This is a genomic window from Nocardioides sp. Root122 (genome assembly GCF_001425025.1).
Classification (GTDB): Bacteria; Actinomycetota; Actinomycetes; order Propionibacteriales; family Nocardioidaceae; genus Nocardioides.
Genome location: NZ_LMDE01000010.1, coordinates 271,213 through 294,629 on the forward strand (window position 1 = coordinate 271,213; position 23,417 = coordinate 294,629).

General features: G+C 72.6%; 22 protein-coding genes. 12 read left to right on the forward strand and 10 right to left on the reverse strand.

What is annotated here, in order from left to right; genetic code table 11:
- Window positions 1–76 precede the first annotated feature (76 nt).
- Both sucB and lpdA read right to left on the reverse strand, forming a co-directional pair.
- Window positions 77–1,984 carry a 2-oxoglutarate dehydrogenase, E2 component, dihydrolipoamide succinyltransferase gene (gene sucB, locus ASC64_RS10445; RefSeq protein ID WP_056907479.1) on the reverse strand — a complete coding sequence of 636 codons (1,908 nt, stop codon included), beginning with the start codon at window positions 1,982–1,984 and terminating at the stop codon, window positions 77–79.
- A 38-nt stretch (window positions 1,985–2,022) separates the two neighbouring features.
- Complete coding sequence (lpdA, locus tag ASC64_RS10450; protein ID WP_442937945.1) at window positions 2,023–3,429, reverse strand: dihydrolipoyl dehydrogenase; 1,407 nt, start codon at window positions 3,427–3,429, stop codon at window positions 2,023–2,025.
- 173 nt (window positions 3,430–3,602) lie between these two features.
- Between lpdA and ASC64_RS10455 the strand changes: the two genes are divergently transcribed.
- Complete coding sequence (locus ASC64_RS10455; protein ID WP_056907879.1) at window positions 3,603–3,974, forward strand: hypothetical protein; 372 nt, start codon at window positions 3,603–3,605, stop codon at window positions 3,972–3,974.
- Here ASC64_RS10455 and ASC64_RS10460 read toward each other — a convergent pair.
- Window positions 3,971–5,494: a leucyl aminopeptidase gene (locus ASC64_RS10460; RefSeq protein ID WP_056907880.1), complete on the reverse strand. Its 1,524-nt coding sequence runs from the start codon at window positions 5,492–5,494 to the stop codon at window positions 3,971–3,973. The genes ASC64_RS10455 and ASC64_RS10460 overlap by 4 nt on opposite strands.
- A 55-nt stretch (window positions 5,495–5,549) precedes the next feature.
- On the opposite strand from ASC64_RS10460, the gene gcvT reads away from it, so the two are divergent.
- From gcvT to ASC64_RS10475, 3 genes are read left to right on the forward strand one after another with little or no spacing between them, the layout of a single operon-like run.
- Window positions 5,550–6,668 (forward strand): glycine cleavage system aminomethyltransferase GcvT, encoded by a 1,119-nt coding sequence (gcvT, locus tag ASC64_RS10465; protein ID WP_056907480.1) that lies wholly within the window; start codon window positions 5,550–5,552, stop codon window positions 6,666–6,668.
- A complete protein-coding gene (locus ASC64_RS10470; RefSeq protein WP_235563659.1) occupies window positions 6,669–6,920 on the forward strand; it encodes a hypothetical protein in 252 nt (83 codons plus the stop codon).
- Between the two features lie 57 nt (window positions 6,921–6,977).
- Window positions 6,978–7,838: a hypothetical protein gene (locus ASC64_RS10475; protein WP_056907481.1), complete on the forward strand. Its 861-nt coding sequence runs from the start codon at window positions 6,978–6,980 to the stop codon at window positions 7,836–7,838.
- A 34-nt stretch (window positions 7,839–7,872) separates the two neighbouring features.
- Here the strand turns inward: ASC64_RS10475 and ASC64_RS10480 are convergent, their stop codons facing one another.
- Window positions 7,873–8,499 (reverse strand): PilZ domain-containing protein, encoded by a 627-nt coding sequence (locus tag ASC64_RS10480; RefSeq protein WP_056907482.1) that lies wholly within the window; start codon window positions 8,497–8,499, stop codon window positions 7,873–7,875.
- 150 nt (window positions 8,500–8,649) lie between these two features.
- Between ASC64_RS10480 and ASC64_RS10485 the strand changes: the two genes are divergently transcribed.
- Both ASC64_RS10485 and ASC64_RS10490 read left to right on the forward strand, forming a co-directional pair.
- Entirely contained in the window at window positions 8,650–9,432 is a 783-nt protein-coding gene (locus ASC64_RS10485; protein WP_156385126.1) for a class I SAM-dependent methyltransferase, read from the forward strand.
- A gap of 32 nt (window positions 9,433–9,464) precedes the next feature.
- Window positions 9,465–10,259 carry a thymidylate synthase gene (locus ASC64_RS10490; protein ID WP_056907484.1) on the forward strand — a complete coding sequence of 265 codons (795 nt, stop codon included), beginning with the start codon at window positions 9,465–9,467 and terminating at the stop codon, window positions 10,257–10,259.
- Between the two features lie 7 nt (window positions 10,260–10,266).
- Here ASC64_RS10490 and ASC64_RS22995 read toward each other — a convergent pair whose 3' ends face one another.
- Complete coding sequence (locus ASC64_RS22995; RefSeq protein ID WP_268788235.1) at window positions 10,267–10,398, reverse strand: hypothetical protein; 132 nt, start codon at window positions 10,396–10,398, stop codon at window positions 10,267–10,269.
- Between the two features lie 97 nt (window positions 10,399–10,495).
- Here ASC64_RS22995 and ASC64_RS10495 point away from each other — a divergent pair, with 97 nt between their 5' ends.
- From ASC64_RS10495 to ASC64_RS10505, 3 genes are all read left to right on the forward strand, one after another.
- On the forward strand, window positions 10,496–10,990 hold the full coding sequence (locus ASC64_RS10495; RefSeq protein ID WP_056907485.1) for a dihydrofolate reductase: 495 nt from the start codon (window positions 10,496–10,498) through the stop codon (window positions 10,988–10,990).
- Entirely contained in the window at window positions 10,987–11,355 is a 369-nt protein-coding gene (locus ASC64_RS10500) for a GntR family transcriptional regulator (RefSeq protein ID WP_200937670.1), read from the forward strand. The genes ASC64_RS10495 and ASC64_RS10500 overlap by 4 nt, the downstream gene beginning before the upstream one ends.
- 235 nt (window positions 11,356–11,590) lie before the next feature.
- The gene (locus ASC64_RS10505; protein WP_056907486.1) at window positions 11,591–11,989 is read left to right on the forward strand and encodes an NUDIX hydrolase; all 399 of its coding nucleotides are present in this window, start codon (window positions 11,591–11,593) and stop codon (window positions 11,987–11,989) included.
- A gap of 7 nt (window positions 11,990–11,996) precedes the next feature.
- Here the strand turns inward: ASC64_RS10505 and ASC64_RS10510 are convergent, their stop codons facing one another.
- Both ASC64_RS10510 and ASC64_RS10515 read right to left on the reverse strand, forming a co-directional pair.
- Window positions 11,997–12,785, reverse strand: a complete 789-nt coding sequence (locus ASC64_RS10510; protein ID WP_056907487.1) for a nucleotidyltransferase domain-containing protein — start codon at window positions 12,783–12,785, stop codon at window positions 11,997–11,999.
- The gene (locus tag ASC64_RS10515) at window positions 12,785–13,123 is read right to left on the reverse strand and encodes a TfoX/Sxy family protein (RefSeq protein ID WP_056907488.1); all 339 of its coding nucleotides are present in this window, start codon (window positions 13,121–13,123) and stop codon (window positions 12,785–12,787) included. Before ASC64_RS10515 ends, ASC64_RS10510 begins: the two co-directional genes overlap by 1 nt.
- Before the next feature lie 62 nt (window positions 13,124–13,185).
- On the opposite strand from ASC64_RS10515, the gene dapA reads away from it, so the two are divergent.
- The 3 genes from dapA to ASC64_RS10530 are packed head-to-tail and all read left to right on the forward strand — an operon-like array spanning window position 13,186 to window position 17,621.
- On the forward strand, window positions 13,186–14,076 hold the full coding sequence (dapA, locus tag ASC64_RS10520; RefSeq protein WP_056907489.1) for a 4-hydroxy-tetrahydrodipicolinate synthase: 891 nt from the start codon (window positions 13,186–13,188) through the stop codon (window positions 14,074–14,076).
- A gap of 32 nt (window positions 14,077–14,108) precedes the next feature.
- Window positions 14,109–15,794, forward strand: coding sequence for a ribonuclease J (locus tag ASC64_RS10525; RefSeq protein ID WP_056907490.1), 1,686 nt, complete (start codon window positions 14,109–14,111; stop codon window positions 15,792–15,794).
- Window positions 15,795–15,839: 45 nt separating this feature from the next.
- On the forward strand, window positions 15,840–17,621 hold the full coding sequence (locus ASC64_RS10530) for a GAF domain-containing sensor histidine kinase (protein WP_156385128.1): 1,782 nt from the start codon (window positions 15,840–15,842) through the stop codon (window positions 17,619–17,621).
- On the opposite strand, the gene cydD is transcribed toward ASC64_RS10530, so the two are convergent.
- From cydD to ASC64_RS10545, 3 genes are read right to left on the reverse strand one after another with little or no spacing between them, the layout of a single operon-like run.
- Complete coding sequence (cydD, locus tag ASC64_RS10535; RefSeq protein WP_056907492.1) at window positions 17,581–20,916, reverse strand: thiol reductant ABC exporter subunit CydD; 3,336 nt, start codon at window positions 20,914–20,916, stop codon at window positions 17,581–17,583. The genes ASC64_RS10530 and cydD overlap by 41 nt on opposite strands.
- Window positions 20,913–21,932, reverse strand: a complete 1,020-nt coding sequence (cydB, locus tag ASC64_RS10540; protein WP_056907493.1) for a cytochrome d ubiquinol oxidase subunit II — start codon at window positions 21,930–21,932, stop codon at window positions 20,913–20,915. The genes cydD and cydB overlap by 4 nt, the downstream gene beginning before the upstream one ends.
- 30 nt (window positions 21,933–21,962) lie before the next feature.
- Window positions 21,963–23,414 carry a cytochrome ubiquinol oxidase subunit I gene (locus tag ASC64_RS10545; RefSeq protein ID WP_056907494.1) on the reverse strand — a complete coding sequence of 484 codons (1,452 nt, stop codon included), beginning with the start codon at window positions 23,412–23,414 and terminating at the stop codon, window positions 21,963–21,965.
- Window positions 23,415–23,417 lie beyond the last annotated feature (3 nt).

Sequence of the window (23,417 nt, forward strand, 5' to 3'; positions counted from 1 at the left end):
CCCCCCGAACGTCATACGACCCCGCACCCATGGGCGCGGGGTCGTATGACGGACGGTCGGCGGACCGAGGCTGGGCTCAGACCTCGAACTGGCCGGCCTCGAGGCGCTTCTTGACCTCCTGCAGGAACCGGCCGGCGTCGGCGCCGTCGACCAGGCGGTGGTCGTAGGTCAGCGACAGGTGCACCATGTGGCGCACCGCGATCGTCTCGCCGAGGTTGGGGTCGTCGATCACGACGGGCCGCTTGACCACGGCACCGGGACCGAGGATCGCCACCTGCGGGCTGTTGATGATCGGGGTGTCGAACAGGGCCCCGAAGCTGCCGAGGTTGGTGATCGTGAAGGTGCCGCCGGACAGCTCGTCCGGGGTGATCTTGTTGATGCGGGTGCGCTCGGCCACGTCGGCGATCTTCTTGGCCAGACCGGCGATCGAGAGGTCACCGGCGTCCTTGACGACCGGCGTGAGCAGCCCCTTCTCGGTGTCCACCGCGAACGCGATGTTCTCGCGGTCGTAGTAGGTCACCTCGCCCTTCTCGGCGTCGATCGCGGCGTTGAGCTTGGGGTGCAGCTTGAGCGCGTCGATCGCGGCCTTGGCGAAGAACGGCAGGTAGGTCAGCTTCACGCCCTCTCGCGCCAGGAAGTCGGCCTTGGCCGCCTCGCGCTGGCGGGCGATCGCGGTGACGTCGACCTCCATCACCTGGGTCAGCTGAGCCGACCCCTGCAGGGACTCGACCATGCGCGAGGCGATGACCTTGCGCAGGCGCGACAGCGGCTCGGTGGTGCCGCGCAGCGGCGACGGTGCGGCCGAGGTCGGGGCGGCGGCAGCCGGGGGAGCGCCCGCAGCAGCCGGAGCGGCGGCAGGTGCCGAGGCAGGAGCCGCCGCCTGCTGGGCCGCGGCAGCGGCGTCGAGGACGTCCTGCTTGCGGATGCGGCCGCCGACGCCCGTGCCCTGCACGGAGCCCAGGTCCACACCGTGCTGGTCGGCCATCTTGCGCACCAGCGGGGTGACGTACGCCGTCTGGTCCCGGCCGCCCTCGCTCGCGGCGGGCGCCGACGGGGCCGGCTGCTGCGCGGCAGCGTCGGTGCGCTGCGGCTCGGGCTCGCCCTGCGGGGCGGGGGCGTTGGGCGCCTCGCCCTTGGCCTCGGGCTCGGGCTGCTGCTCGGCCTGCTGGGGCTCCGGCTCCGGCTCCGGCTCGGGCTCCGGCTCGGGGGCCTTCTCCTCGGCGGGGGCCTGCTGCTGGGTGTCCTGCTGGGCGGGCGCGGCGTCGCCGGAGCCGATGACGGCGAGCTCGGCGCCGACCTCGACGGTCTCGTCCTCCTCGGCCTTGATCTCGAGCAGGGTGCCCGCGACCGGGGAGGGGATCTCGGTGTCGACCTTGTCGGTCGACACCTCGAGCAGGGGCTCGTCGACGGCGACCTCGTCGCCGACCTGCTTGAGCCAGCGCGTCACGGTGCCCTCGGTGACCGACTCGCCGAGCGCGGGGAGCGTCACCGAGGTGCCGCCACCGCCGCCACCACCGGAGGAGCCGCCGGGGGAGCCCTCCGAGGAGCTCGCGGCCTGCTCGGCGGCGGGCTCGGACTCGGCCGGGGCGTCGTCCTTCTCGGACTCGGGCGTGGCGTCGCCGGCCGGCAGGTCACCGGTCTCCTCGGCGTGCTGCTCCTCCTGCTCGGCCTTCTTCTCCGACTCCTGCTCGTCGGCGGGCTGCGCCTCGGGCTCGGCGGAGCCGGACGCGTCGCCGGCGGACTCGCCCTCCTCGCCGACGACGGCCAGGACCGCGCCGACCTCGACGGTGTCGTCCTCGTTGGCCTTGATCTCCAGCAGGGTGCCGGCGACCGGGGAGGGGATCTCGGTGTCGACCTTGTCGGTCGAGACCTCCAGCAGCGGCTCGTCGACGGCAACCGTGTCACCGACCTGCTTGAGCCAGCGGGTGACGGTGCCCTCGGTGACGGACTCGCCGAGGGCGGGGAGGGTGACTTCGGAGGCCATGAATGTTCCTTCGCTCGCTGGGTGTGGGTAGCTGGGGGTCAGGAGTGTGCGTGGAGCGGCTTGCCGGCCAGGGCCAGGTGGGCCTCGCCGAGCGCCTCGTTCTGGGTGGGGTGCGCGTGCACCAGGGGGGCGACGTCGTCGGCGTGCGCCTCCCAGTTGTAGATCAGCTGGGCCTCGCCGATGAGCTCACCGACCCGGTCGCCCACCATGTGGACGCCGAGGACGGGACCGTCGGTCAGGCCGACGAGCTTGACGAAGCCCTGGGTCTGCAGGATCTGGCTCTTGCCGTTGCCGCCGAGGTCGTAGGTCACCGTGGTGACCGCGTCGCCGTGCCGCTCGCGCGCGGTGGCCTCGTCGAGGCCGACCGAGGCGATCTCGGGGTGGGAGTAGGTCACCCGCGGGATGCCGGACTCGTCGACCGGGCGCGGGTCGAGCCCGGCGATCTCCTCGGCCACGAAGATGCCCTGCTGGAAGCCGCGGTGGGCCAGCTGCAGGCCCGGCACGATGTCGCCGACGGCGTAGACGTCCTCGACGTTGGTGCGGCAGCGCTCGTCGGCGAGCACGAAGCCGCGGTCCATCGCGACGCCCTGCTCGGCGTAGCCCAGGCCGTCGGTCGACGGCCCACGGCCGACGGCGACCAGGAGCACCTCGGCCTCGATCACGCTCTCGCCGTCCTTGGCGCCCTCGACCGTCACGGCCACGCCGGTGTCGGTGACCTTGACGCTCTTGAAGGACGTGGCGGTGCGGAAGTCGATCTTGCGCTTGCGGAAGGCGCGCTCGAGCGCCTTGGAGGAGGCCTCGTCCTCCGCGGCGACCAGCCGCGGGAGGGCCTCGACGATGGTGACGTCGGAGCCGAAGGACTTCCACACGCTGGCGAACTCGCAGCCGATGACGCCGCCGCCGAGCACGATGGCCGAGGCGGGCACGCGGTCAAGGCGCAGGGCGTGCTCCGAGGTCAGCACCTTCTCGCCGTCGACCTCCAGCCCGGGGAGGCTCTTGCTGTAGGAGCCGGAGGCGAGCACGACCGCCTTGCCGGTGTAGGCCGTGCCGTCGACGGTCACCTCGCGTGGGCCCGTCAGCGTGCCGCTGCCCTGGATGACGGTGATGCCGCGGGACTTGATCAGGCCGGTCAGGCCCTTGAAGAGCCGGTCGACGACCTTGTCCTTGTAGGCGTTGACACCGGCCATGTCGATGCCGTCGAGGGTGGCGGTGACGCCGAACTGGGCGGCCTCGCGGGCGGAGTCGGCGACCTCTGCGGCGTGGAGCAGCGCCTTGGTCGGGATGCACCCGACGTGGAGGCAGGTGCCGCCCAGGTTGCCCTTCTCGACCAGTCCGACACTCAGCCCCAGCTGGGCCGCTCGCAAGGCACAGGCGTAACCGCCCGAACCAGCCCCGAGGACGAGTACGTCGAACTCACCGTCCGCCACAGATATCCCTCCACACACGTCGTTCGCTCAGCCGATGCCCGGCTGATCTCCGGCGCCGCCCATCCTTGCACTCTTCGCGCGCCTGTCCACACCGGGCCGTCCCGAGTCGATCCGAGTGGATCTGACCGGATCCCGAGCCGGATCGGCGTGACTCCCGGTGTCGTGGGGCCCGCCCCGGCAGAATGGTCACCATGGGCATGTTCGACCGATTCCGGCGCAAGGGGCGCACCCGACGTCCGGCGCGTGATGCTGCGCGCACCGGCTCCACGACCGTCCGGGCCTCCGACGGCGAGGACTTGCGCCACCTGGAGAAGTTCGTCGCGACCCGGCAGGGCGTGGAGGGCTTCGTGGAGCCGCGGACCGCGGTCAGCGACGTCACGCTCCTGCTCGTCGCGCACGACGGGGAGTGGACGCGACGCCGTGTGCCCAGCGTGAGGTGGGCGCACGACTTCGCCAACAAGCACCGCGTTCCGTCCTACGACGCCGCGGTCGTCGGCGTGCCGCAGCGGATGCGCGACTACAACGCCCGCCAGAAGGCGGAGCGCAAGGCGCGGGGCTACTAGCCCCGCTGCACCTGCTGGCCCGCGGACAGCGTCCGCGCGAGCTCGACGAGGGTGGTGACCCCGAAGCCGGTGGCGCCCGAGGGGACGTGTCCGTAGGGGCCGCCCGTGTTGATCTCCTTGCCGGCGATGTCGAGGTGCGCCCACGGCAGCCCGCCGGTGAACTCGCGCAGGAACGCCGAGGCGTAGAGGCCGCCGCCCCACCGCACCCAGTCGTGCTGGAGCAGGTCGGCGACCTTCGAGCTGGTGATCCGCTCCTTCATCTCCTCGGGGATCGGCATCGGCCAGTGCTGCTCGCCGGCGGCGGAGCCGGCCGCCAGCACGGCGTCGACCTCGTCGTCGGTGCCCATCACGGCGCCGACCTTGTCGCCGAGCGCGAGCTGCATGTGGCCGGTGAGGGTGGCGATGTCGACGACGACGTCGGGCTCCTCCTCGACCGCGAGGGCGAGGGCGTCGCCGAGCAGCATCCGGCCCTCGGCGTCGGTGTTGGCGATCTCGACCGTGGTGCCGTTGCGCATGGTGATCACGTCACCGGGACGCGTGGAGGTGCCGGACACCATGTTCTCCGCCATGGGCGCGAACGCGGTGACCTTCACGGGCAGGCCGAGCCGGGCGATGGCCAGCGTGGCTGCGACGACACTGGCCGCGCCGGCCATGTCGCCCTTCATGTTCATCATGCTCGAGCTCGGCTTGATGGTGAGGCCGCCGGAGTCGAAGGTGACGCCCTTGCCGACCAGCGCGAGGTGGGCGACCGCGTCCTTGGGTGCCCAGGTCAGCTTGGCCAGCCGCGACGGCGCGGCCGATGAGTTGCCCACGCTGAGGATGCCGCCGCAGCCCATGTCGGCGAGCTGCTCGTGGTCGAAGACCTCGAGCGTCACCTTCGGCGCGCCACGGCCCTTGGTGACCTCCTTGTGGGCAGCGGTGACGAGGTCGGCCAGCAGCGGCGGGGTGCAGTCGCCGGGCGGGGTGTTGACCCAGTCGCGGCACAGGGTCACGGCGTCGGCCAGGACCTGGGCGCTCTCGAGGGCGGCGACCGCCTCGGCCCGCCGGGCGATGGAGGTGAGCACGACGACGTCGTTGGGCGCGTCGGGCTCGGGCATCTGCGACTTGTAGGCGGTGAACGCGTAGCCGCCGAGGCGGTGGCCCTCCACGACTGCCGAGACCAGCTCGGGGGTGTCGGCGGGCAGGGCGAGCGCGACCGACGCGGCGTTGGAGACGCTGCGGGCCGCGACACCGGCGGCACGACGTACGGCGACCGGGTCGGCCGGGTCGTCACCGAGACCGACGAACACCAGCAGGGGTGCGTTGACCTCCTCGCGCGTCGGCGCCTTGACGGCCTCGCCCGGCTTGCCGGTCACGCCCATCGTCGACAGGAACGGCCGGAGCCGGCGGCCGTAGGCCTTCGCCACCTCCTCCGCGGCATCGCAGAGTCGGGGGCCCTTGTCACCGGCGACCACTCCCACCACGACGGCGTCGGCGCGGGTCTTGGCGGGGCTGGCGGCACGGAGTGCGTACGAGGTCACCCGCCGCATGTTAGGGGAGGCTGCCGCGGAGGACGGCTGCGGTAGGTTTCGCACCATGGCAGGAACGCTCAAGCAGTCGCCGCTCCACGACCGTCATGAGGCTCTGGGCGCGAAGTTCGCCGAGTTCGGTGGCTGGTCGATGCCGCTCGAGTACGCCACGGGCGTCGTCAAGGAGCACACCGCCGTGCGCGAGTCGGTCGGGATCTTCGACGTGAGCCACCTCGGCAAGGCCATGGTGTCGGGTCCCGGTGCCGTCGACCTCGTCAACGCGACGCTGTCCAACGAGCTCGCGAAGATCGAGCCCGGCAAGGCCCAGTACACGCTGTGCCTCGACGAGTCCGGCGGCATCGTCGACGACCTGATCGCCTACTGGCACGACGACGAGCACGTCCTGCTCATCCCCAACGCCGCCAACACCGCCGAGGTCGTGCGCCGGCTCCAGGCCGAGGCGCCCGAGGGGGTGAAGGTCGTCGACCACCACGACGACTACGCCGTGCTCGCCGTCCAGGGCACCCGCTCCGACGAGGTGCTGGACAAGGTCGGCCTGCCGACCGGGCACGACTACATGTCGTTCGTGGAGGCCGACTTCGGCACCGAGTCCGGTGAGACGGTCGGTGTCGTGGTCTGCCGCACCGGCTACACCGGGGAGCGTGGCTACGAGCTGGTCGTCGCGAACGCCGCGGCCGGACGGTTGTGGGACGCGTTGATGGCCGCCGGCGAGGAGCACGGCATCACCGCCTGCGGGCTGGGCGCGCGCGACACGCTGCGCACCGAGATGGGCTACCCCCTGCACGGCCAGGACATCGGCCTCGACACCAACCCGGTCGAGGCGGGCCTGTCGTGGGCGGTCGGCTGGAAGAAGGACGCCTTCTGGGGCCGCGACGCGGTCGTGAAGGTGAAGGAGGAGGGCCCGAAGCGTCGGCTGCGCGGGCTCGTCGCGGTCGGGCGCGGCATCCCGCGTCCCGGCATGGGCGTGACGCTCACCCAGGACGTCCCGCTCGCCGACATCACCTCCGGCACCTTCTCGCCGACCTTGAAGAAGGGCATCGGCCTGGCGCTGATCCCGGTCATGGTCGCCGAGGACGCCCAGGTCGGCGTCGACATCCGCGGCCGACGCGAGATCTTCCAGCTGGTGAAGCCACCGTTCGTCGACCCGTCGGTGAAGGAGTCCTGAGTGCTGCCCGGCCAGCCCCCGACGTTCCGCCCGCCGTCCTCCTCCGAGCGACCGTGGTGGTGGCGCCTCGAGGACGCCTCCGGTGAGGCGGTCGAGGTGGCCGCCTACTCCGACCAGCGCTTCGGCAACCAGGGCGACGCCGAGTCGTGGGTCGGGGAGATCTGGGCCGACCTGGCCGAGCACGGCGTCGCCGCGGTGACGCTCTTCGAGCACGACCGCCAGGTCTACGGCCCGATGTCGCTCAGCGCCTGACCCGATCCGTCGGCGGCCCGGCTCCGAAGCACATCGGGAGCACGCAGGGAGGTGGCCATGGCCGACGGATCGGACTTCTCGCTCTACCTCGCCGCGCGCTGGCCCGACCTCGTCGCCGGGCTGGAGGAGGAGGGCGTCGCCCCCGACGCCGCCCGCCTGGCCGTCGCGCAGGTGCTGCTGGCGAGCCGTCGCTCGTGGGCGCGCCGCACCCGCGACGAGGACGTCGACGTCACCCTGTGGGCCGAGCTGCGCGAGCGCACCGGGCTGCCGACCCGCCCCCGTGAGGCCGCGCCCCACGGCGTACGTCCAGCGGACCCGACCGACCCGCCCGAGCCGTGGCTGGAGCGGGCCGAGCAGGCGCGTGGCCTACGACGTCGCCGCCGCGCGCGACTCGGCGTGGCCTGGCTGGCCGGCGTCGCGGTGCTCGTGGCCGGCTGGGCCTGGTGGGCCGGTCGCCCGCCGCCACGCGAGGTCCGGCAGGAGGCCAACCCCTTCCCCGTGGTCTGGTACGCCGAGGGGCAGCTCCACCTCGAGGACGTCGTCGTCGAGCTGCCCGGAGTCGAGGCGTTCGTGGCCTGGGGACCGGGCGCCGCCGCCGTGCTCAGGTCCGGGGAGGTCGTGCGCGTCGACGCCGACGGCGACGTGCACGACCTCGACCGCGCGCCGCGGACGCTGGACGAGCCCCCCGACGCGCCGCCGTACCTCCCGCTGGGGGAGTACGACGTCCTGGTGCAGAGCGCCCCGGTCCCCGGCGGCGGCTGGGCGCACCTGCTCGACTCCTCCCGCCGGGCCGGTCAGCAGGACGAGGTGCGGCAGTCGGAGACCGGCCGGCGGGCGCTGGTGCTGTGCACGGCCGGCGGCGCGTGCGCTGCGCCACGCACGATCCTCGAGGCCGACGGCTCCATCCGACTGCGCTGAGGGATCAGGAGCACGACGCCTTCGTCGGGGCGCCTCAGATCAGCCCGCGAGCTCGCTGCTGCTGCACGCGCAGCTCCTCGAACACCTCGCCGCGGATGAGGTCCTCGGTCTTGCTCGGCAGGTCGATGAACCGGAAGCTGACGGCGGGCGGCCGGTCCTCGCGGTGGAAGTGCTGGAGCGCCTCGGCGGCACAGGCGACCTCGCCGCGACCGAGCTGCAGCTGCACGTCCGCGACCACGCCGGGCTTGGGCGGCGCGTCGACGTCGTCGCCGAACACCACCCGCATGCCGCCCTCGCTCACGTCGAGGGTGGTGCCGATCAGGCGGACGCCCTCGACGCGCACCTGGACGGTGCGGTCCATCTGTGCGCGCACAGCGTGCCGGCGCTGGCCCGTCGTCGCGGGCCCGACCGGGCGGACCCGCCACAGGGGGGACTCGCCGCGCTCGAGCGCGACGAGCTCGACGGGGAGCGAACGCAGCTCCTCGTCGCCGCGCCACAGGATCTGGAACCGCTCGCCGACCGGGAGGGACACTCGCAGGTCGTCACGGCCACGCGCCACGGTGAGCACGACCTCCTGGTCGGACGCCGCCTCCACGAAGCTGACCAGGGTCGAGCCACGATCGGCGACGATCACGTCGACGACGTCCTTGACCTCGGGCACGTCGACACCCGGAACACCCACTCGAGGCCCCCCTCCCACGGTTCGGACGCACGGCGCGTCCGAACGGGGGCCACCGTATGCCGAGCACGCGCTCCGGGGTGCAGGAACGGCAAAGACGGGCGGGACAGGTCATGGGTAGGGTCGCGCCTCGTGGCTGAAGCGTTGTGGACAGGTGTGGCGCAGGCGTACGCGCGGAGCTTCGCGGGGCTGTGCGCGGGGGCGATCCCGACCATGCTGGCGGGCCTGCCCGCCGGTTCGCGGGTCCTGGACATCGGCTGCGGGCCGGGCGCCCTCGCCGCAGCCGCCCGCGACGCGTCCCTGGACGTGGTGGCGGTCGAGCCCGACCCGGAGATGGCTGCCCTCGCCTCCCGGCGGCTCGGCCAGGACGTGGTCGTGGCCGGCCTGCCCGACCTGCCGCTGGCGAGCGGCGGCTTCGAGGCGGTCCTCGTCAACTTCGTGCTCAACCACGTGGACAACCCCGCGGCCGCGGCGCACGAGGTCGTCCGGATGGCGGCACCCGGTGGTCTGGTGCGCGCGACCATCTGGACCTCGGCGCCGTCTGCGCAGGGTCAGCTCTTCCGCTCGGTGCTGGAGGCCAGCGGCGCCGTCGAGCCCGTCTTCCCCCGGCTGGCTGACGGAGTCGACTTCGAGCGGAGCCCGGACGGTCTCGGGATGCTGCTGGCGGCCGCGGGCGCCCGCGTCACCGACGCCCGGATGGTCGACTGGGTGTGGCGGGTGGCCCCCGACGACTTCTGGGCCGCGCCGACCGGCGGCGTCGGCGGGCTCGGCGTCGCCTGGTCCGCCCAGACCCCCGAGGTGCGGGACCGGATGCGCGTCGAGCTCGACCGCCTCTCCGAGCCCCTGCAGGAGGACGGGCTGATCGTGCTGCCCGCCACGGCGGCGTACGTCGAGGCGCGCGTCCCCAGGTCGTAGGGGGCGCCGGCGTGGCGTCGTAGAGTCGTCCCGTGCGCGCCTACCTCGACCTGCTGCAGCGGATCCTCGACGAGGGGGTCGAGAAGACCGACCGGACCGGCACGGGCACGTTGAGCGTGTTCGGGCACCAGATGCGCTTCGACCTGTCCGAGGGCTTCCCGCTGGTGACGACCAAGAAGGTGCACACCCGCTCGGTCTTCGGCGAGCTGCTGTGGTTCCTGCGCGGCGACACCAACGTGAAGTGGCTGCAGGACCGTGGCATCACCATCTGGGACGAGTGGGCCGACGACGACGGCGACCTCGGACCCGTCTACGGCTACCAGTGGCGCTCGTGGCCCACGCCCGACGGCCGGCACGTCGACCAGATCAGCCGCCTCGTCGAGGGCATCCGCACCAACCCCGACTCACGTCGCCACATCGTCTCGGCGTGGAACGTCGCCGACGTCGACGACATGGCGCTCCCGCCGTGCCACACGCTCTTCCAGTTCTACGTCGCCGACGGCAGGCTGTCGTGCCAGCTCTACCAGCGCTCGGCCGACACCTTCCTAGGCGTGCCGTTCAACATCGCGTCCTACGCCCTGCTCACGCACATGGTCGCCCAGGTCACCGGCCTCGAGGTCGGCGACTTCGTCCACACGATGGGCGACGCGCACCTCTACCTCAACCACGTCGAGCAGGCGAGGCTGCAGCTCACCCGCGAGCCGCGCCCGCTGCCGAGGCTGGTCCTCGACCCCGGTGTCACCGAGATCGACGGGTTCGACCTCGAGGACATCGCCGTCGAGGGCTACGACCCGCACCCCGTCATCAAGGCCCCCATCGCGGTGTAGGTCGCGGCTAGTGGCGCTCGAGCGCTTGGCTCACCGCCTTGGCGACGTCGGCCACCAGCCGGGTGTGCCACCTCTCGTGGGCGGTGAGGTCGGCCACGAGGCTGTGGCAGTCGGGGCATGTCGCGTGCTCTGTGCTCATCGGAGCCTCCCAGGGGACGTGTTCTGTCCTCCACCGTGGCACGGCGCGAGCTCCTGGAACAGGGCCCGAAGACCCGGTCGTCAGTAGGCTCGGTCCCGTGACCCGACCCGACCAGCGGGTGGTGCTCGTCGCCGCCCACGCCCGCAACCGCGTCATCGGCAACGGCCCCGACATCCCGTGGCGGATCCCGGGCGAGCAGGCGCAGTTCAAGGAGCTGACCTGGGGCCACACGCTCCTGATGGGACGCACCACCTTCGAGTCCATCGGCCGTCCGCTCCCGGGGCGCACCACGATCGTGCTCACCCGCCACGCGGACTGGGCGCACGAGGGTGTGCTGGTGGCCCACACCGTCGAGGAGGCGCTCGACCTCGCCGGGCAGCAGCAGGGCGACCTGATGGTCGCCGGCGGGGGAGAGGTCTACGCGGCCCTGCTGCCCCACGCCACGCACCAGGTGCTGACGGAGGTCGACCTCGAGCCGGAGGGAGACGTGCACTACCCGCAGTACGCCGCCGGGGACTGGGTGGAGACCGCTCGCGAGGAGCTCGAGGGTTACGACCGGGTCTTCCTCGAGCGGATGGCCCCCGCCGCATGAGCGCCGACCCGTCGCTGACGCTCACGGTGGACCCGGCCTCGGGCACACCCGTCTTCGAGCAGGTGCGCGAGGCGATCCGCGCACAGGTCGACGCGGGTGACCTCGCGCCGGGCTTCCGGCTGCCACCCGTGCGCACGCTCGCCGCGTCGCTCGACCTGGCCGTCAACACCGTCGCCCGCGCCTACAAGGAGCTCGAGGCCCTGGGCGTCGTCGAGACCCGGGGCCGCGCCGGCACCTTCGTCACGGGCAGCGGGGTGCACCGCTCGGCGCGGGAGGCCGCGGCCGCCTACGTCGGCTCCGTCCGCGCGCTCGGGCTCTCCGACGACGCCGCGCTCGACGCCGTACGCCACGCGCTGGGGCGGTAGTCGCGGGCGCGTGGCGTCCTCGTGCCCGGGCCGGGAATGATCCGGGCGCCCACCTCGTTGGGACGGGCAGCTGTTCCCGCATCATGCCCCCGGGCCTCAATTCCTGCCGCTACGAGCGGCCCTTCGCCGAGAGGCGGCTGACGGGACAGCGAGCAGCACCACGCAGCCGCCCGCCGGGTAAGCCCCGGTCAGGGTGGCTGCGTGCTGTCCGGAGACCGCGTGGCAGGCTCGGCGCATGACCCCTGCCGCGGACCGCCACATCGTCGTGGCCGCCGTCGCGCTCGTGCGCGACGGCTGCGTGCTGACGGTGCGCAAGCGCGGCACCGAACGGTTCATGCTCGTGGGCGGCAAGCTCGAGCCGGGGGAGTCGGCGCGCGACGCCGCGCTGCGCGAGACCCTCGAGGAGGTGGGGATCGCGGTGCAGGAGGCGCACCTGCTCGGTGAGTTCCACTCCGAGGCGGCCAACGAGCCGGGCCACACGCTGCACTCGACCGTCTTCTGGATCGAGTCGGACGCCGAACCGGTCGCTGCGGCCGAGATCGCCGAGGTGCGGTGGACGCCGCTCGACGGCGACCCCGACGACCTGGCCCCGATGCTCGAGCACCACGTGCTCCCCGCCATCCGGGGTCGCTGAACCGCCGTCAGGAGAAGAGCGCCAGCTCCTCGCCCCAGCCGGCGACCATGTCGCTCGTGCGGGTGTGCCCCCGCCCGACGTCGTACGCCGCCAACGCCGGTCGCACGCGCGCGAAGGTCTCGCGGATCGCGCTGACGTCGCCGGCCAGGGTCCGCTCGACCAGGCCGAGCAGCTCGGCGGCGGGCCACCCGTCGAGCGGGTGCGTGCGCAGCTCCCAGGGGAGGTACTTGTTGTAGGGGCGGACCCGTCCGGCGAGCGCGAACACCACGTCCAGCAGCCACGGCACCGACTCGGCGGCGTCGAGCCGGGTCTCGAGCGGCCGGCCGTCGCGGTCGTTCTTCAGGGCGCGGTAGGCGAAGTTGACCCACCCGTCGAGCCGGTCGTGCTCGAGCAGCACCGCGTCGGCCTCCTCGGCCGACAGCGTGGCCAGGCGGTGCACGGCGGCGGCCAGCTCGCCCCCGGTGCGGTCCAGCAGCACCGGCGCCCAGGCGTAGGACCAGCGGAACCACCAGCCCTCGGAGCCGAAGGGCGGCACGGTGACCAGCTCGGTCCAGGAGTCGACGGCCTCGTCGAGGTCGGCGCCGTGCACGGTCGTCCGGGTCGAGGCGGCCTCGTCGGTGAGCACCACCACGACGTCGAGGTCGGAGTGCTCCGTGGCGTAGCCGCGCCCGGCGGAGCCGCTCAGCACCAGCCCGAGGAGGTCGTCTCCGTGCGCGTCCGCGTTGCGCTCGGCGAGCGCCGCCAACCGTCCCCGCTGGTCGTCGTCGAGCCAGGCGGGGAGGTCGAGCTCGGGCACTACGTCTCCTTGGGCGGCAGGGTCCGGACGAAGGCGACGCCGCGGTCGACCCACACCCCCAGCGAGGCGTCGTCGGCGACCGCGTCGGCGGCGACGAGCAGCCACCCTGTCATGGGCCGCCCGCGCATCTCCATCGGATTGACGCTCGCACCGTCGATCCACTGCTCGCCGGTCGCGGGATCGACGCGCGCCAGCAGGTCGCCGGAGTGCGAGGCGGCCACGGCCATGTGGCCGTCGACCATGAACCCGAGCCCGCCGAACATCTTCCTCGACGTGACCCCCGGCTCGCCGTCGAGCAGGTCCGTGATGCGCCGCGCCAGCGCCTCGTCGTACGCCATGGCCGAGAGTATGCGGCTCGGCGCCGACAACGGGGCGGAGCAGGAGCGATAACCTTCAGGTCATGAGTACCAACGCCCCGTTCGGCCGCCTGCTCACGGCGATGGCGACCGCGTTCCACGAGGACGGCAGCGTCGACCTCGACGCGACGGCGAGGATCGCCGTGCACCTCGTCGACAACGGCAACGACGGCGTGGTCGTCAGCGGCACCACGGGCGAGAGCCCCACGACCTCCGTCGCCGAGGACGCCGAGATCCTGCGCGCGGTCCACGACGCGGTGGGCGACCGCGCCACGGTCATAGCGGGCGTCGGCACCAACGCGACGGCGCACTCCGTCGAGCTGGCCCGGCAGGCCGCCAAGGTCGGCGTCGACGGTGTGCTGCTGGTGAGCCCCTACTACAACAAGCCCGGTCAGGTCGGGCTGCGCCACCACTTCAGCTCCGTCATCGAGGCGACCGACCTGCCGGTGATGCTCTACGACGTGCCCGGCCGCACCGCGACCCTGATCGAGCTCCCGACCTACGAGGCGATGCGCGGCTACGACCACGTCGTCTCGGTCAAGGAGGCCTCGGGACTGCTGCCGCGCACCGCGCAGCTCGTCGAGATGGGCTACTCCGTCTACTCCGGTGACGACGTCGCCACGCTGGGCTACCTCGCCTACGGCGGCGTCGGCCTGGTCTCCGTCGTCGCGCACGCGGCCGGCACCCAGCTGGCGTCGATGCTCGACGCCTGGGTGCGCGGCGACCACGCCGAGGCGCTGCGCATCCACACCGGCCTGCTGCCGGCCTTCGACGCCGTGATGGGCGTCCCCAACTACGGAGCGACCACCGCGAAGGCAGCCCTGGAGCTGCTCGGGGTGATCGACAACCGCCGCGTCCGCGGCCCCCTCGTCGCGCTGGACGACGACGAGGTCGCCGCGCTGCGCACCGGCCTGGCTGCTGCCGGCCTGATCTGAACGACGTACCCGACACCGAACCGAGGAATTCCTTGAGTCATCCCCATCCCGACCTGACCGCGCCCGGCCCCCTTCCCGCAGGCGGCCTCCGGGTCATCCCGCTCGGCGGCCTCGGCGAGGTCGGTCGCAACATGACCGTCTTCGAGTACGACGGCAGGCTGCTGATCGTCGACTGCGGCGTGCTGTTCCCCGAGGACCACCACCCGGGCGTGGACCTGATCCTGCCCGACTTCGACCCGATCCGGGACCGCCTCGACGCCGTCGAGGCGCTGGTGCTCACCCACGGCCACGAGGACCACATCGGCGCGACGCCGTACCTCCTGCGTGAGCGTGGCGACATCCCGCTGGTCGGCTCCAAGCTCACCCTCGCCCTGCTCGGCTCGAAGCTGCGCGAGCACCGCCTCAAGGAGACCGCCCAGTACGAGGTCGCCGAGGGCCAGACGATCACCTTCGGGCCGTTCGTGCTCGAGTTCGTCGCGGTCAACCACTCGATCCCCGACGCGCTCGCCGTCGTGATCCGCACCGGCGCCGGTGTCGTGCTGCACACCGGCGACTTCAAGATGGACCAGCTGCCGCTCGACGGTCGCATCACCGACCTCAACGAGTTCGCGCGGCTGGGCGACGAGGGCGTCGACCTGTTCCTCACCGACTCCACCAACGCCGAGGTCCCCGGCTTCACCACGTCGGAGCGCGACATCTCGCCCGTGCTCGAGCGGGTCTTTGCCAAGAGCACGCAGCGGATCATCGTGGCCTGCTTCGCCTCCCACGTGCACCGTGTGCAGCAGGTGCTCGACGCGGCCGTCGCGCACGGGCGCAAGGTCGGCTACGTCGGTCGCTCGATGGTGCGCAACATGGCGATCGCCCAGGAGCTCGGCTACCTCACGGTGCCGCCGGGCGTGATGGTCGAGGCCAAGGAGCTCGCCGACCTGCCGCCCGAGCGCCAGGTGCTGATCTCCACCGGCTCGCAGGGCGAGCCGATGTCGGCGCTGAGCCGCATCGCCCAGCGCAGCCACAACTTCGTGCACCTCGAGGAGGGCGACACCGTCGTCCTCGCCAGCTCGCTGATCCCGGGCAACGAGAACGCCGTCTACCGCGTGATCAACGGTCTGTCGCGGCTCGGCGCCAACGTCGTGCACAAGGGCAACGCGCTCGTGCACGTCTCGGGCCACGCCAGCGCGGGCGAGCTGCTCTACTGCTACAACATCGTCAAGCCGCGCAACGTGATGCCGGTCCACGGCGAGATCCGCCACATGCGGGCCAACGCCGACCTGGCGCGCGCCACCGGCGTGCAGAACGTCGTGCTGGCCGAGGACGGCGTCGTCGTCGACCTCGTCGACGGGGTCGCGAAGGTCGTGGGCAAGGTCGAGGTGGGCTACGTCTTCGTCGACGGCACCACGATCGGCGACATCTCCGAGGCCTCGATGAAGGACCGCCGGATCCTCGGCGAGGAGGGCTTCCTGTCGGTGATCGTGGTCGTGGACTCCGTGACCGGCAAGGTCGTCTCCGGGCCGGAGATCCACGCGCGCGGCTTCGCCGAGGACGAGACCACCTTCGACGAGATCAAGCAGCCGATCATCGACGCGATCGACGCTGCAGTGGCCGACGGCGCCAACGACAGCTACCAGCTGCAGCAGACCGTACGACGTGTCGTGGGTCGCTGGGTCAGCCGGGCACATCGTCGGCGTCCGATGATCATTCCTGTGGTGATCGAGGCCTGAGGTCCTAGACTCCCGGAAGATCTTCATCAGCGGTAGGAGGTGTCGGTGCCGAGCCAAGGAGCACTGCGGCGCCTCGCAGAGCTGATGCGCCGTGTGAACTCCTCCACCGACACCGAGGTCATCCTCGAGGAGATCGCCCACGGAGTCGTCGACGTGCTCGGCTACGGCGTCGCCGCGATCGCCCGGCTGGAGGGCGACACGCTGGTGATGACCAACGTGGCCGGGCCGCCGGAGGTGGTCGCGCAGATCCTCAACCGGCGCACGCCGGCCGAGCAGATCCTCGACGAGTTCCGTCAGGCCGACCGGTGGGGGATCCTGCGGTTCGTCCCGGCCGGACGGATGTCGGAGGAGCGACTGCGCGCGGCGTGGATCCCCGAGCTCGAGACCGACACCCAGGACCCCGACGCGTGGCACCCCGAGCACGCGCTCTATGCCCCGCTCTACTCCGCTGGCGGCGAGCTGCTGGGCAACATGGCCGTCGACCTGCCGGCCGACAACCGCGTGCCCAGCATCGACGACCGCGAGCTGCTCGAGATGTTCGCCGTGCAGGCCGGGGTGGCGCTGTCCAACGCGCGTGAGCGCGAGCGGCTGACCGACCGGGTGCGCCTGGACCGGATGCTCACCACCGTCGCCGGGTCCGGCACCCAGCACGGCCTGGCCCAGGCGCTCGGCCAGGCCGTCGCGGCCGTGGCGGAGTGCCTGGGCACTGCACAGGTGTGGGCCCGGACCTTCCCGATCGACGCGCAGGGTCGTGAGCTGGGGGCGGCCACCCCGCGCCCCTTCACGCCCGAGGTCGACGTGCCGCAGCTGCGTGACGACCTGCGGGCGCTGGAGACGCTCCCCGTCCTCATCGAGCTGGGCGTCGACGACGCCGACGCACCGCACCTGCCGCGCAGCCGCGAGCAGCTCCAGGAGCGGATGCGTGCCATCCACGCCGACCGGATGGTCGTGTGCCCGCTCGTGTCGCAGGACGAGCTGGTCGGCTACGCCGTCCTCGGCTTCGCCCGCCACTCCCGGGCCATGACGACCGGTGAGGCCGACGCTGTGCTGGAGGTGGGCCGGCTGCTGGGCCAGATCGTGCGCGCCTCGCGCGTCCTGGAGACCGAGCAGCGCCTGGTGCAGGAGCTGCGCGAGCTCGCCCGCTACCGCAGCGAGCTGATCGCCACCATCTCCCACGAGCTCAAGACGCCGCTCACCGCGATCCTCGGCCACGCCGAGCTCATCGCCGACCGCCAGCCCGACCTGAGCTCGATCGACGCGATCATCCGCAACGCGCAACGGCTCGGCCTGCTGGTCTCCAACCTGCTGCACTACTCCCGGATCCAGGGGCGCCGGGAGACCGTACGTCGTGCGGTGGACCTCGCCGAGCTCTGCGAGGCCAGCGTGGACCTGCTCGGCATCCGCGCCAAGCAGTCCAACGTCAGCCTCGCCTTCACCACGCCCGAGCTGGGCCCGGTCGTCGTGTTCGGCGACCCGGAGGAGCTGGCGCGAGTGATCGACAACATGGTGGACAACGCCGTGAAGTACACCCCCGAGGACGGCTCGGTGACCGTGGCGATGGCGGTCTCGGACCACGAGGTGAGCGTCGAGGTCACCGACACGGGCATCGGCATCTCGTCGGCCGACCAGGCCCACGTGTTCTCGGCGTTCCACCGCTCCACCAACCCCAACGCCCTGTCCATCCCGGGCACGGGTCTCGGCCTGCCGATCGCCCAGCGCATCGCGGAGTCGCACGGCGGCACGCTCGAGCTGACCTCCCAGCTGGGGGTGGGCAGCACCTTCCGGTTCACCCTGCCGCTGAGGTCCTCACGAGTGCCGGTCGACTGACCGACGCGGGCGCGCCGGCCTCGAGCCGCACCACCCGGTCCATCTCGTCCAGCCCCACGGTGCCGTGGGTGATCCACACGATCGAGCGGCCCGCACGGGCCGCCGAGCCGAGCATCTCGGTCGCCACCTCGCGCGCGGTCGCGCCGTCGAGGTGGGCGGTCGGCTCGTCGAGCACCAGCACCTGGGGGTCGGCGAGGAGCGCTCGGGCGAGGGCGAGCCGGGCGCGCTCGCCGCCCGACACCTCGCGCGACCCCGGGCCCACGTGCGTGTGCAGCCCGTCGGGCAGGGCGTCCACCCACGCCCCGAGGCACGCACGGTCGAGCGCGGAGCGCACCTCGGCGTCGTCGGCGCCCGGCCGGGCCAGGCGGACGTTCTCCGCCACCGTCGAGGCGAACACGTGCGGGTCGTCGTCGACCAGCCCGACCACACCGCGTACGTCGTGCAGCGCGAGGTCGCGCAGGTCGGTGCCGTCGAGGCGTACGTCGCCCGCGACGGGGTCGAGGAAGCGCACCAGCGTCGCCGCGATCGTCGACTTGCCGGTGCCCGAGGCGCCGGTGATGCCGAGGTGCTCGCCCGGTCGCACGGTGAGCTCGTCGAGCGTGAGGACAGGGCTCCCGTCCCAGCCGATGGAACCCGTGACGGTGAGGCCGTGCCCGGCGGGCAGGGGCTGCGGGTCGGTGGGATCGGTGACGGCTGGGGCCGTCGCGACCAGCTGGTCCAGCCGGCGCCGCGCGGCGCGCGAGCGGACCGACAGGGCACCGGCGTCCGCCAGCCCGGTGGTCACGTCGGCCAGGGCCAGGGGCACCAGCAGCAGGAGGGCGAGCACCGCGGGGGAGACCGTGCCCGCCGGGACGAGCGCTGCGACGGCGACGACGCCGAGACCCGCCGCCGCGCTGGTGAGGGCGTTGCCGCCCGCGACCGCGCGCGCCGAGCGGCGTACGGCCTCGGAGAGGGCGGTGGACTCCGCGCGGACGGCAGCCAGGGCGTCGTCCGTCGCCGCCCACTGCTCGAGCTCACGCAGGCCGTGGGCGACCTCCTCGACACGGGTGCCCAGTGCGGCGCGTCGGGCCACCACGCGCTCCTCCGCACGGGCCGCGCCGGCGCGGCCGAGGAGGAAGGCGACGGCACCCGTCGCGACCACGGCGAGCACGACGGCGCCCGCCGCAGGCTGCACGAGCGCCGTGAGCAGTGCCGCGCCGCCGCCGACGAGCGCCGTGGTGACCACCGGCTGGCGGACGCGGAGCCGCTCGTCGAGCAGCGCGTCGACGTCGTCGACGACCCGGGTCAGCAGGTCGCCCCGGCGCGGGCCCAGCCGGCCCGGCACGAGGGGGACCAGGTCGGCGAAGACCTGCGCGCGCCGCTCGGCGAGCTCGCGCAGGACGACGTCGTGGCTGAGGATCCGCTCCGCGTGCCGCAGGACCGGTCGGGCCAGGCCGAAGAGCCGGACGCCGACGATCGCGACCATCAGGTGGAGCACGGGCGGGTGCTCGCTGGCGCGGGTGATGAGCCACCCGGCAGTCGCGGTGAGCGCGACACCGGAAGCGGTGGACAGCGCACCGAGCAGGGTCGCGCTCCGCAGGCCCCACCGCGGACGGGGCTCCTCGGCCGCCACGGCGACGGGTGCCGGCGCAGGGTGGCGGCGGACGACATCGTCCCGGGTCGATTCGTCGTCATGTGCCGCCACCCTGGCGAGTGCGGCAGCCGGCGCGAGCCGGACCACGCGGTCGGCCGCGGAGAGCACCGCGTCCCGGTGCGCCACCACGACGACGAGGCTGGTGCGCGCGAGCCGGGCGACGGTGTCGAGCAGGACCTGCTCGGTCTCCTCGTCGAGGTGGGCGCTGGGCTCGTCGAGCAGCACGACCGGTCGGTCGGCCAGCACCACGCGGGCCAGGGCGACCCGGGCCCGCTGCCCGGCGGAGAGACCGGCGCCGTCCTCGCCGAGGGGCGTCTGCAGGTCCTGGGGCAGGGCACGGACGACGTCGTCGAGGCTGACGCTGCGCAGCGCCTCCCACACCTCGTCGTCGCTCGCCGCCGGCCGACCGAGCCGCACGTTGGCGGCGACGGTGTCGGCGATCAGCCACGGCCGCTGCGGCGCCCAGGCCACCTGGGAGCGCCACCACGACGGGTCGACGGAAGCGAGGGGGGAGCCGCCGACGAGCACGTCGCCGGACCGCGCCGGCAGCTCGCCGCGCAGGGTGGCGAGGAGCGTGGACTTGCCGCACCCCGACGGCCCGGCGACCGCGACCAGTCCGTGCGCGGGGAGGTCGAGGTCGAGCGGCGCGGTCAGCGGGGTGTCGTACCCGACGGCGAGGGCGCGCAGCGTGAGGGCGGGGGAGTGCGGGCGGCCGGTGCCCGCGAGCCCGGTGGACGCGCGGGCGAGCAGGGCGTCGGCCTCGGCCAGGGCGGCGGTGCCCTCGGCAGCGGCGTGGAACTCCGCGCCGACCCGGCGCAGCGGCCAGTAGGCCTCGGGTGCGAGCAGCAGAACCGTGAGCGCGACGCGGAAGTCGACCGTGCCGGAGGCGAGCCGCAGGCCGACCGTCACCGCCACCAGGGCCACGGACAGCGTGGCCACCAGCTCGAGCACCGACGAGGAGGCGAAGGCCACCTTCAACGTGTCGACGGTCGCGCGACGGTGCCGGTGCGTGACCGACCGGATGGTGTCCACCTGCGCCTCGGCACGGCGGTGCGCGACGAGCGTCGGCAGCCCGCGCACCACGTCGAGGAAGTGGCCCGACAACGCCTCGAGCGAGCGCCACTGGTGGCGGGCGCGGTCGCGTGTGGTCAGCCCGACGAGGATCGCGAAGACCGGGACGAGCGGCAGGGTCAGCGCCACGACGAGGCCCGACAGCGGGTCGAGCCAGGTGATCGCGGCGAGCGTGACGACCGGCAGCACGGCGGCCGGCACGAGGGCGGGGAGGTAGCGCGTGACGTAGGGCTCGACCCCGGCCACGCCGCGGGTCGCGAGCACCGACAGGCGGGCCGGGGCCACGCCGTCGACGCGCCGGGCAGCGTCGAGGAGCCGCTGGCGCAACGCTCCCGAGACGTCACCGGCCGCGCGGACCGCGGCGCGCTGCCCGACGTACGCCGCAGCAGTGCGCAGCAGCACCGACCCGGCCAGCCACCACGCGGCGGACGACCAGTCGCCCGAGCCGACGGCCGCGACCACGAGCGCGCCGAGCGCGAACGCCTGCGCCACGGTCGCCAACCCGCCCAGGACGCCCGCGGAGACGACCACGGCGAGCGGTCGCCTCGCGGGCTCGAGGTGGGTGAGCACCGCCGGGTCGAGGGGCTTCACCGCGATGCGTCCGCAAGGACCGGGGTGGGGATGTGGTGCACCGAGATCCGCTTGCGGAAGACCCAGTAGGTCCACGCCTGGTAGCCGAGCACGATCGGGGTGAAGATCACCGCGACCCAGGTCATCACCTTGAGCGTGTACGCCGTCGCCGCCGCGTTGGTCGTGGTCAGCGAGTACGCCGCGTCCGTCGTCGAGGGCATCACGTCGGGGAAGAGCGCGAGGAACAGGCCCACGACCGCGAGCGCGATCGTGACGAACGTGCCGACGAATGCCCAGCCCTCGCGGCCGACGCGCGCTGCGGCCAGGCCGGCCAGCAGTGCCACCGCGGCGGCTGCGAAGACCACGGCCGTCAGGGCGGTCCCGGTCTGGACCTGGGTCCACACGAGGAACACGACCGCGAGGACGGCGGCCACCAGGCCGATGCGCACCGCGAGGTCGCGTGCCCGGTGCCGGATCTCGCCGTCGGTCTTCAGCGCCACGAACATCGCGCCGTGCGTGGCGAAGAGGGTCAGGGTGACCAGCCCGCCCAGCAGACCGAACGGGTTGAGCAGGGTGAAGAGGGTGCCGGTGAACTCCTTGTCGGCGTCGATCGGCACCCCCGCGACGATGTTGGCGAACGCGACGCCCCACAGCAGCGCAGGGATGACGGAGCCGACGATGATCGCCAGGTCCCACCGCTGCTTCCACTGCGCGTCCTCGCGCTTGTGGCGGTACTCGAAGGCCAGCCCCCGCACGATCAGCCCGACCAGGATCAGCAGGAGGGGGAGGTAGAAGCCGCTGAAGAGGGTGGCGTACCACTCCGGGAAGGCGGCGAAGGTGGCGCCGCCGGCGACCAGCACCCACACCTCGTTGCCGTCCCAGACGGGGCCGATGGTGTTGATCATGACCCGGCGCTCGGTGTCGTCCCGGGCCAGGACCGGGAGCAGCATGCCGACGCCGAAGTCGAAGCCCTCGAGGCAGAAGTAGCCGACCCACAGCACGGCGATGAGTGCGAACCAGACGGTGGTGAGTTCCATGGTGTTCGTGTCTCCAGGGGGTGCGTGGGGTCAGTAGGCGAAGGTGAGCGGGGCGTCCTGGTCGTCGGAGCCGCCGACCTTGACGTCCGGTGGCTCCACGTAGGGGTCGGCACCCTTCTTGACGTAGGTCACGAGCAGCTTCACCTCGACCACGGCGAGCGCGGCGTAGAGCGCGGTCAGCACGACGAGCGACGTCGCCGCCTCGAAGGTGGAGACGCCGGGGGAGACACCCGACTCGGTGGTCATCAGCCCGAACACCACCCACGGCTGCCGGCCCATCTCGGTGAAGATCCAGCCCCACGAGGAGGCGAGCGTCGCCGCGATCGGCAGGCTCAGCCCGAGGACACCGAGCCACCGCACGCCGGGTGTGCGGCCCTTGCGGGTCAGCCACAGGATGAGCGCGGCACCGCCGGCGGCGAAGAACCCGAGGCCCATCATGAAGCGGAAGGACCAGTAGGTGACCGGGATGACCGGCACGTAGTCGCTGTCGCGCTGGGCCGGGTCCGCACTGTCGAGCGTGCCGTACTTCTGGGCGTACTCCTCCTTGAGCGGGTTGATGCCCTGGACGGTGCCGTCGACCGAGCCGGTGCCGAGGAAGGACAGCAGGCAGGGGATGGTGACCGAGAACTTCTCCTCCTTCCCGTCCGGGGTGCCGACGGTGAAGACCGAGAACGGCGCGCAGCTCGAGCTGGTCTCGTAGAGGCCCTCGGCGGCCGCCATCTTCATCGGCTGCACCTCGGTCATCACCTTGCCCTGGAGGTCACCGGTGATCGCGACGCCGAGCCCGGCCAGCAGCGTGACGACCGCGCCGATGCGGATGGCGCGGTGGTAGAGCGGGCGGTCGGCCTCGTGCTTCTTCTTCATGTAGAGGTAGGCCGAGACGCCGAGCAGGAACGCACCCGCGGTCATGTACGCCGCGAAGATCACGTGCGGGAACGTCACGACCTGCACCTTGTTGAACATCACCGCCCAGAAGTCGGTCAGCTCGGCGCGGCCCGACTCGGGGTTGAAGCGGTAGCCGACGGGGTGCTGCATCCACGAGTTGGCCGCCAGGATGAAGTAGGACGAGGCGAGCGTGCCGAGGTGCACCAGCCACATGCAGGCGGCGTGCAGTCCCCGAGGGAGCTTGTCCCAGCCGAAGATCCAGAGGCCGAGGAAGGTGGACTCGAGGAAGAACGCGAGCAGGCCTTCGATCGCCAGGGGGGCGCCGAAGACGTCGCCGACGAAGCGGGAGTAGTCCGACCAGTTCATCCCGAACTGGAACTCCTGCACGATGCCGGTCACCACGCCGATGGCGAAGTTGATGAGGAAGAGCCTGCCGAAGAACTTCGTCAGCCGGAGGTAGTCCTCCTTGCCGGTGCGGACCCACGCCGTCTCCAGTCCGGCGATCACGGCCGTCAGCCCGATCGTCAGCGGCACGAACAGGAAGTGGTACACGGTGATGATCCCGAACTGCCAGCGGGCGATGTCGAGCACGTCCATGGG

Excerpts from the sequence above, each read along its gene's own strand:
- sucB (WP_056907479.1), bottom strand. The coding sequence starts at position 1,984 with ATGGCCTCCGAAGTCACCCTCCCCGCCCTCGGCGAGTCCGTCACCGAG.
- ASC64_RS10455 (WP_056907879.1), top strand. The coding sequence starts at position 3,603 with ATGGGCATGTTCGACCGATTCCGGCGCAAGGGGCGCACCCGACGTCCG.
- gcvT (WP_056907480.1), top strand. The coding sequence starts at position 5,550 with ATGGCAGGAACGCTCAAGCAGTCGCCGCTCCACGACCGTCATGAGGCT.
- ASC64_RS10475 (WP_056907481.1), top strand. The coding sequence starts at position 6,978 with ATGGCCGACGGATCGGACTTCTCGCTCTACCTCGCCGCGCGCTGGCCC.
- ASC64_RS22995 (WP_268788235.1), bottom strand. The coding sequence starts at position 10,398 with ATGAGCACAGAGCACGCGACATGCCCCGACTGCCACAGCCTCGTGGCC.
- ASC64_RS10500 (WP_200937670.1), top strand. The coding sequence starts at position 10,987 with ATGAGCGCCGACCCGTCGCTGACGCTCACGGTGGACCCGGCCTCGGGC.
- ASC64_RS10505 (WP_056907486.1), top strand. The coding sequence starts at position 11,591 with ATGACCCCTGCCGCGGACCGCCACATCGTCGTGGCCGCCGTCGCGCTC.
- ASC64_RS10515 (WP_056907488.1), bottom strand. The coding sequence starts at position 13,123 with ATGGCGTACGACGAGGCGCTGGCGCGGCGCATCACGGACCTGCTCGAC.
- dapA (WP_056907489.1), top strand. The coding sequence starts at position 13,186 with ATGAGTACCAACGCCCCGTTCGGCCGCCTGCTCACGGCGATGGCGACC.
- cydB (WP_056907493.1), bottom strand. The coding sequence starts at position 21,932 with ATGGAACTCACCACCGTCTGGTTCGCACTCATCGCCGTGCTGTGGGTC.
- ASC64_RS10545 (WP_056907494.1), bottom strand. The coding sequence starts at position 23,414 with ATGGACGTGCTCGACATCGCCCGCTGGCAGTTCGGGATCATCACCGTG.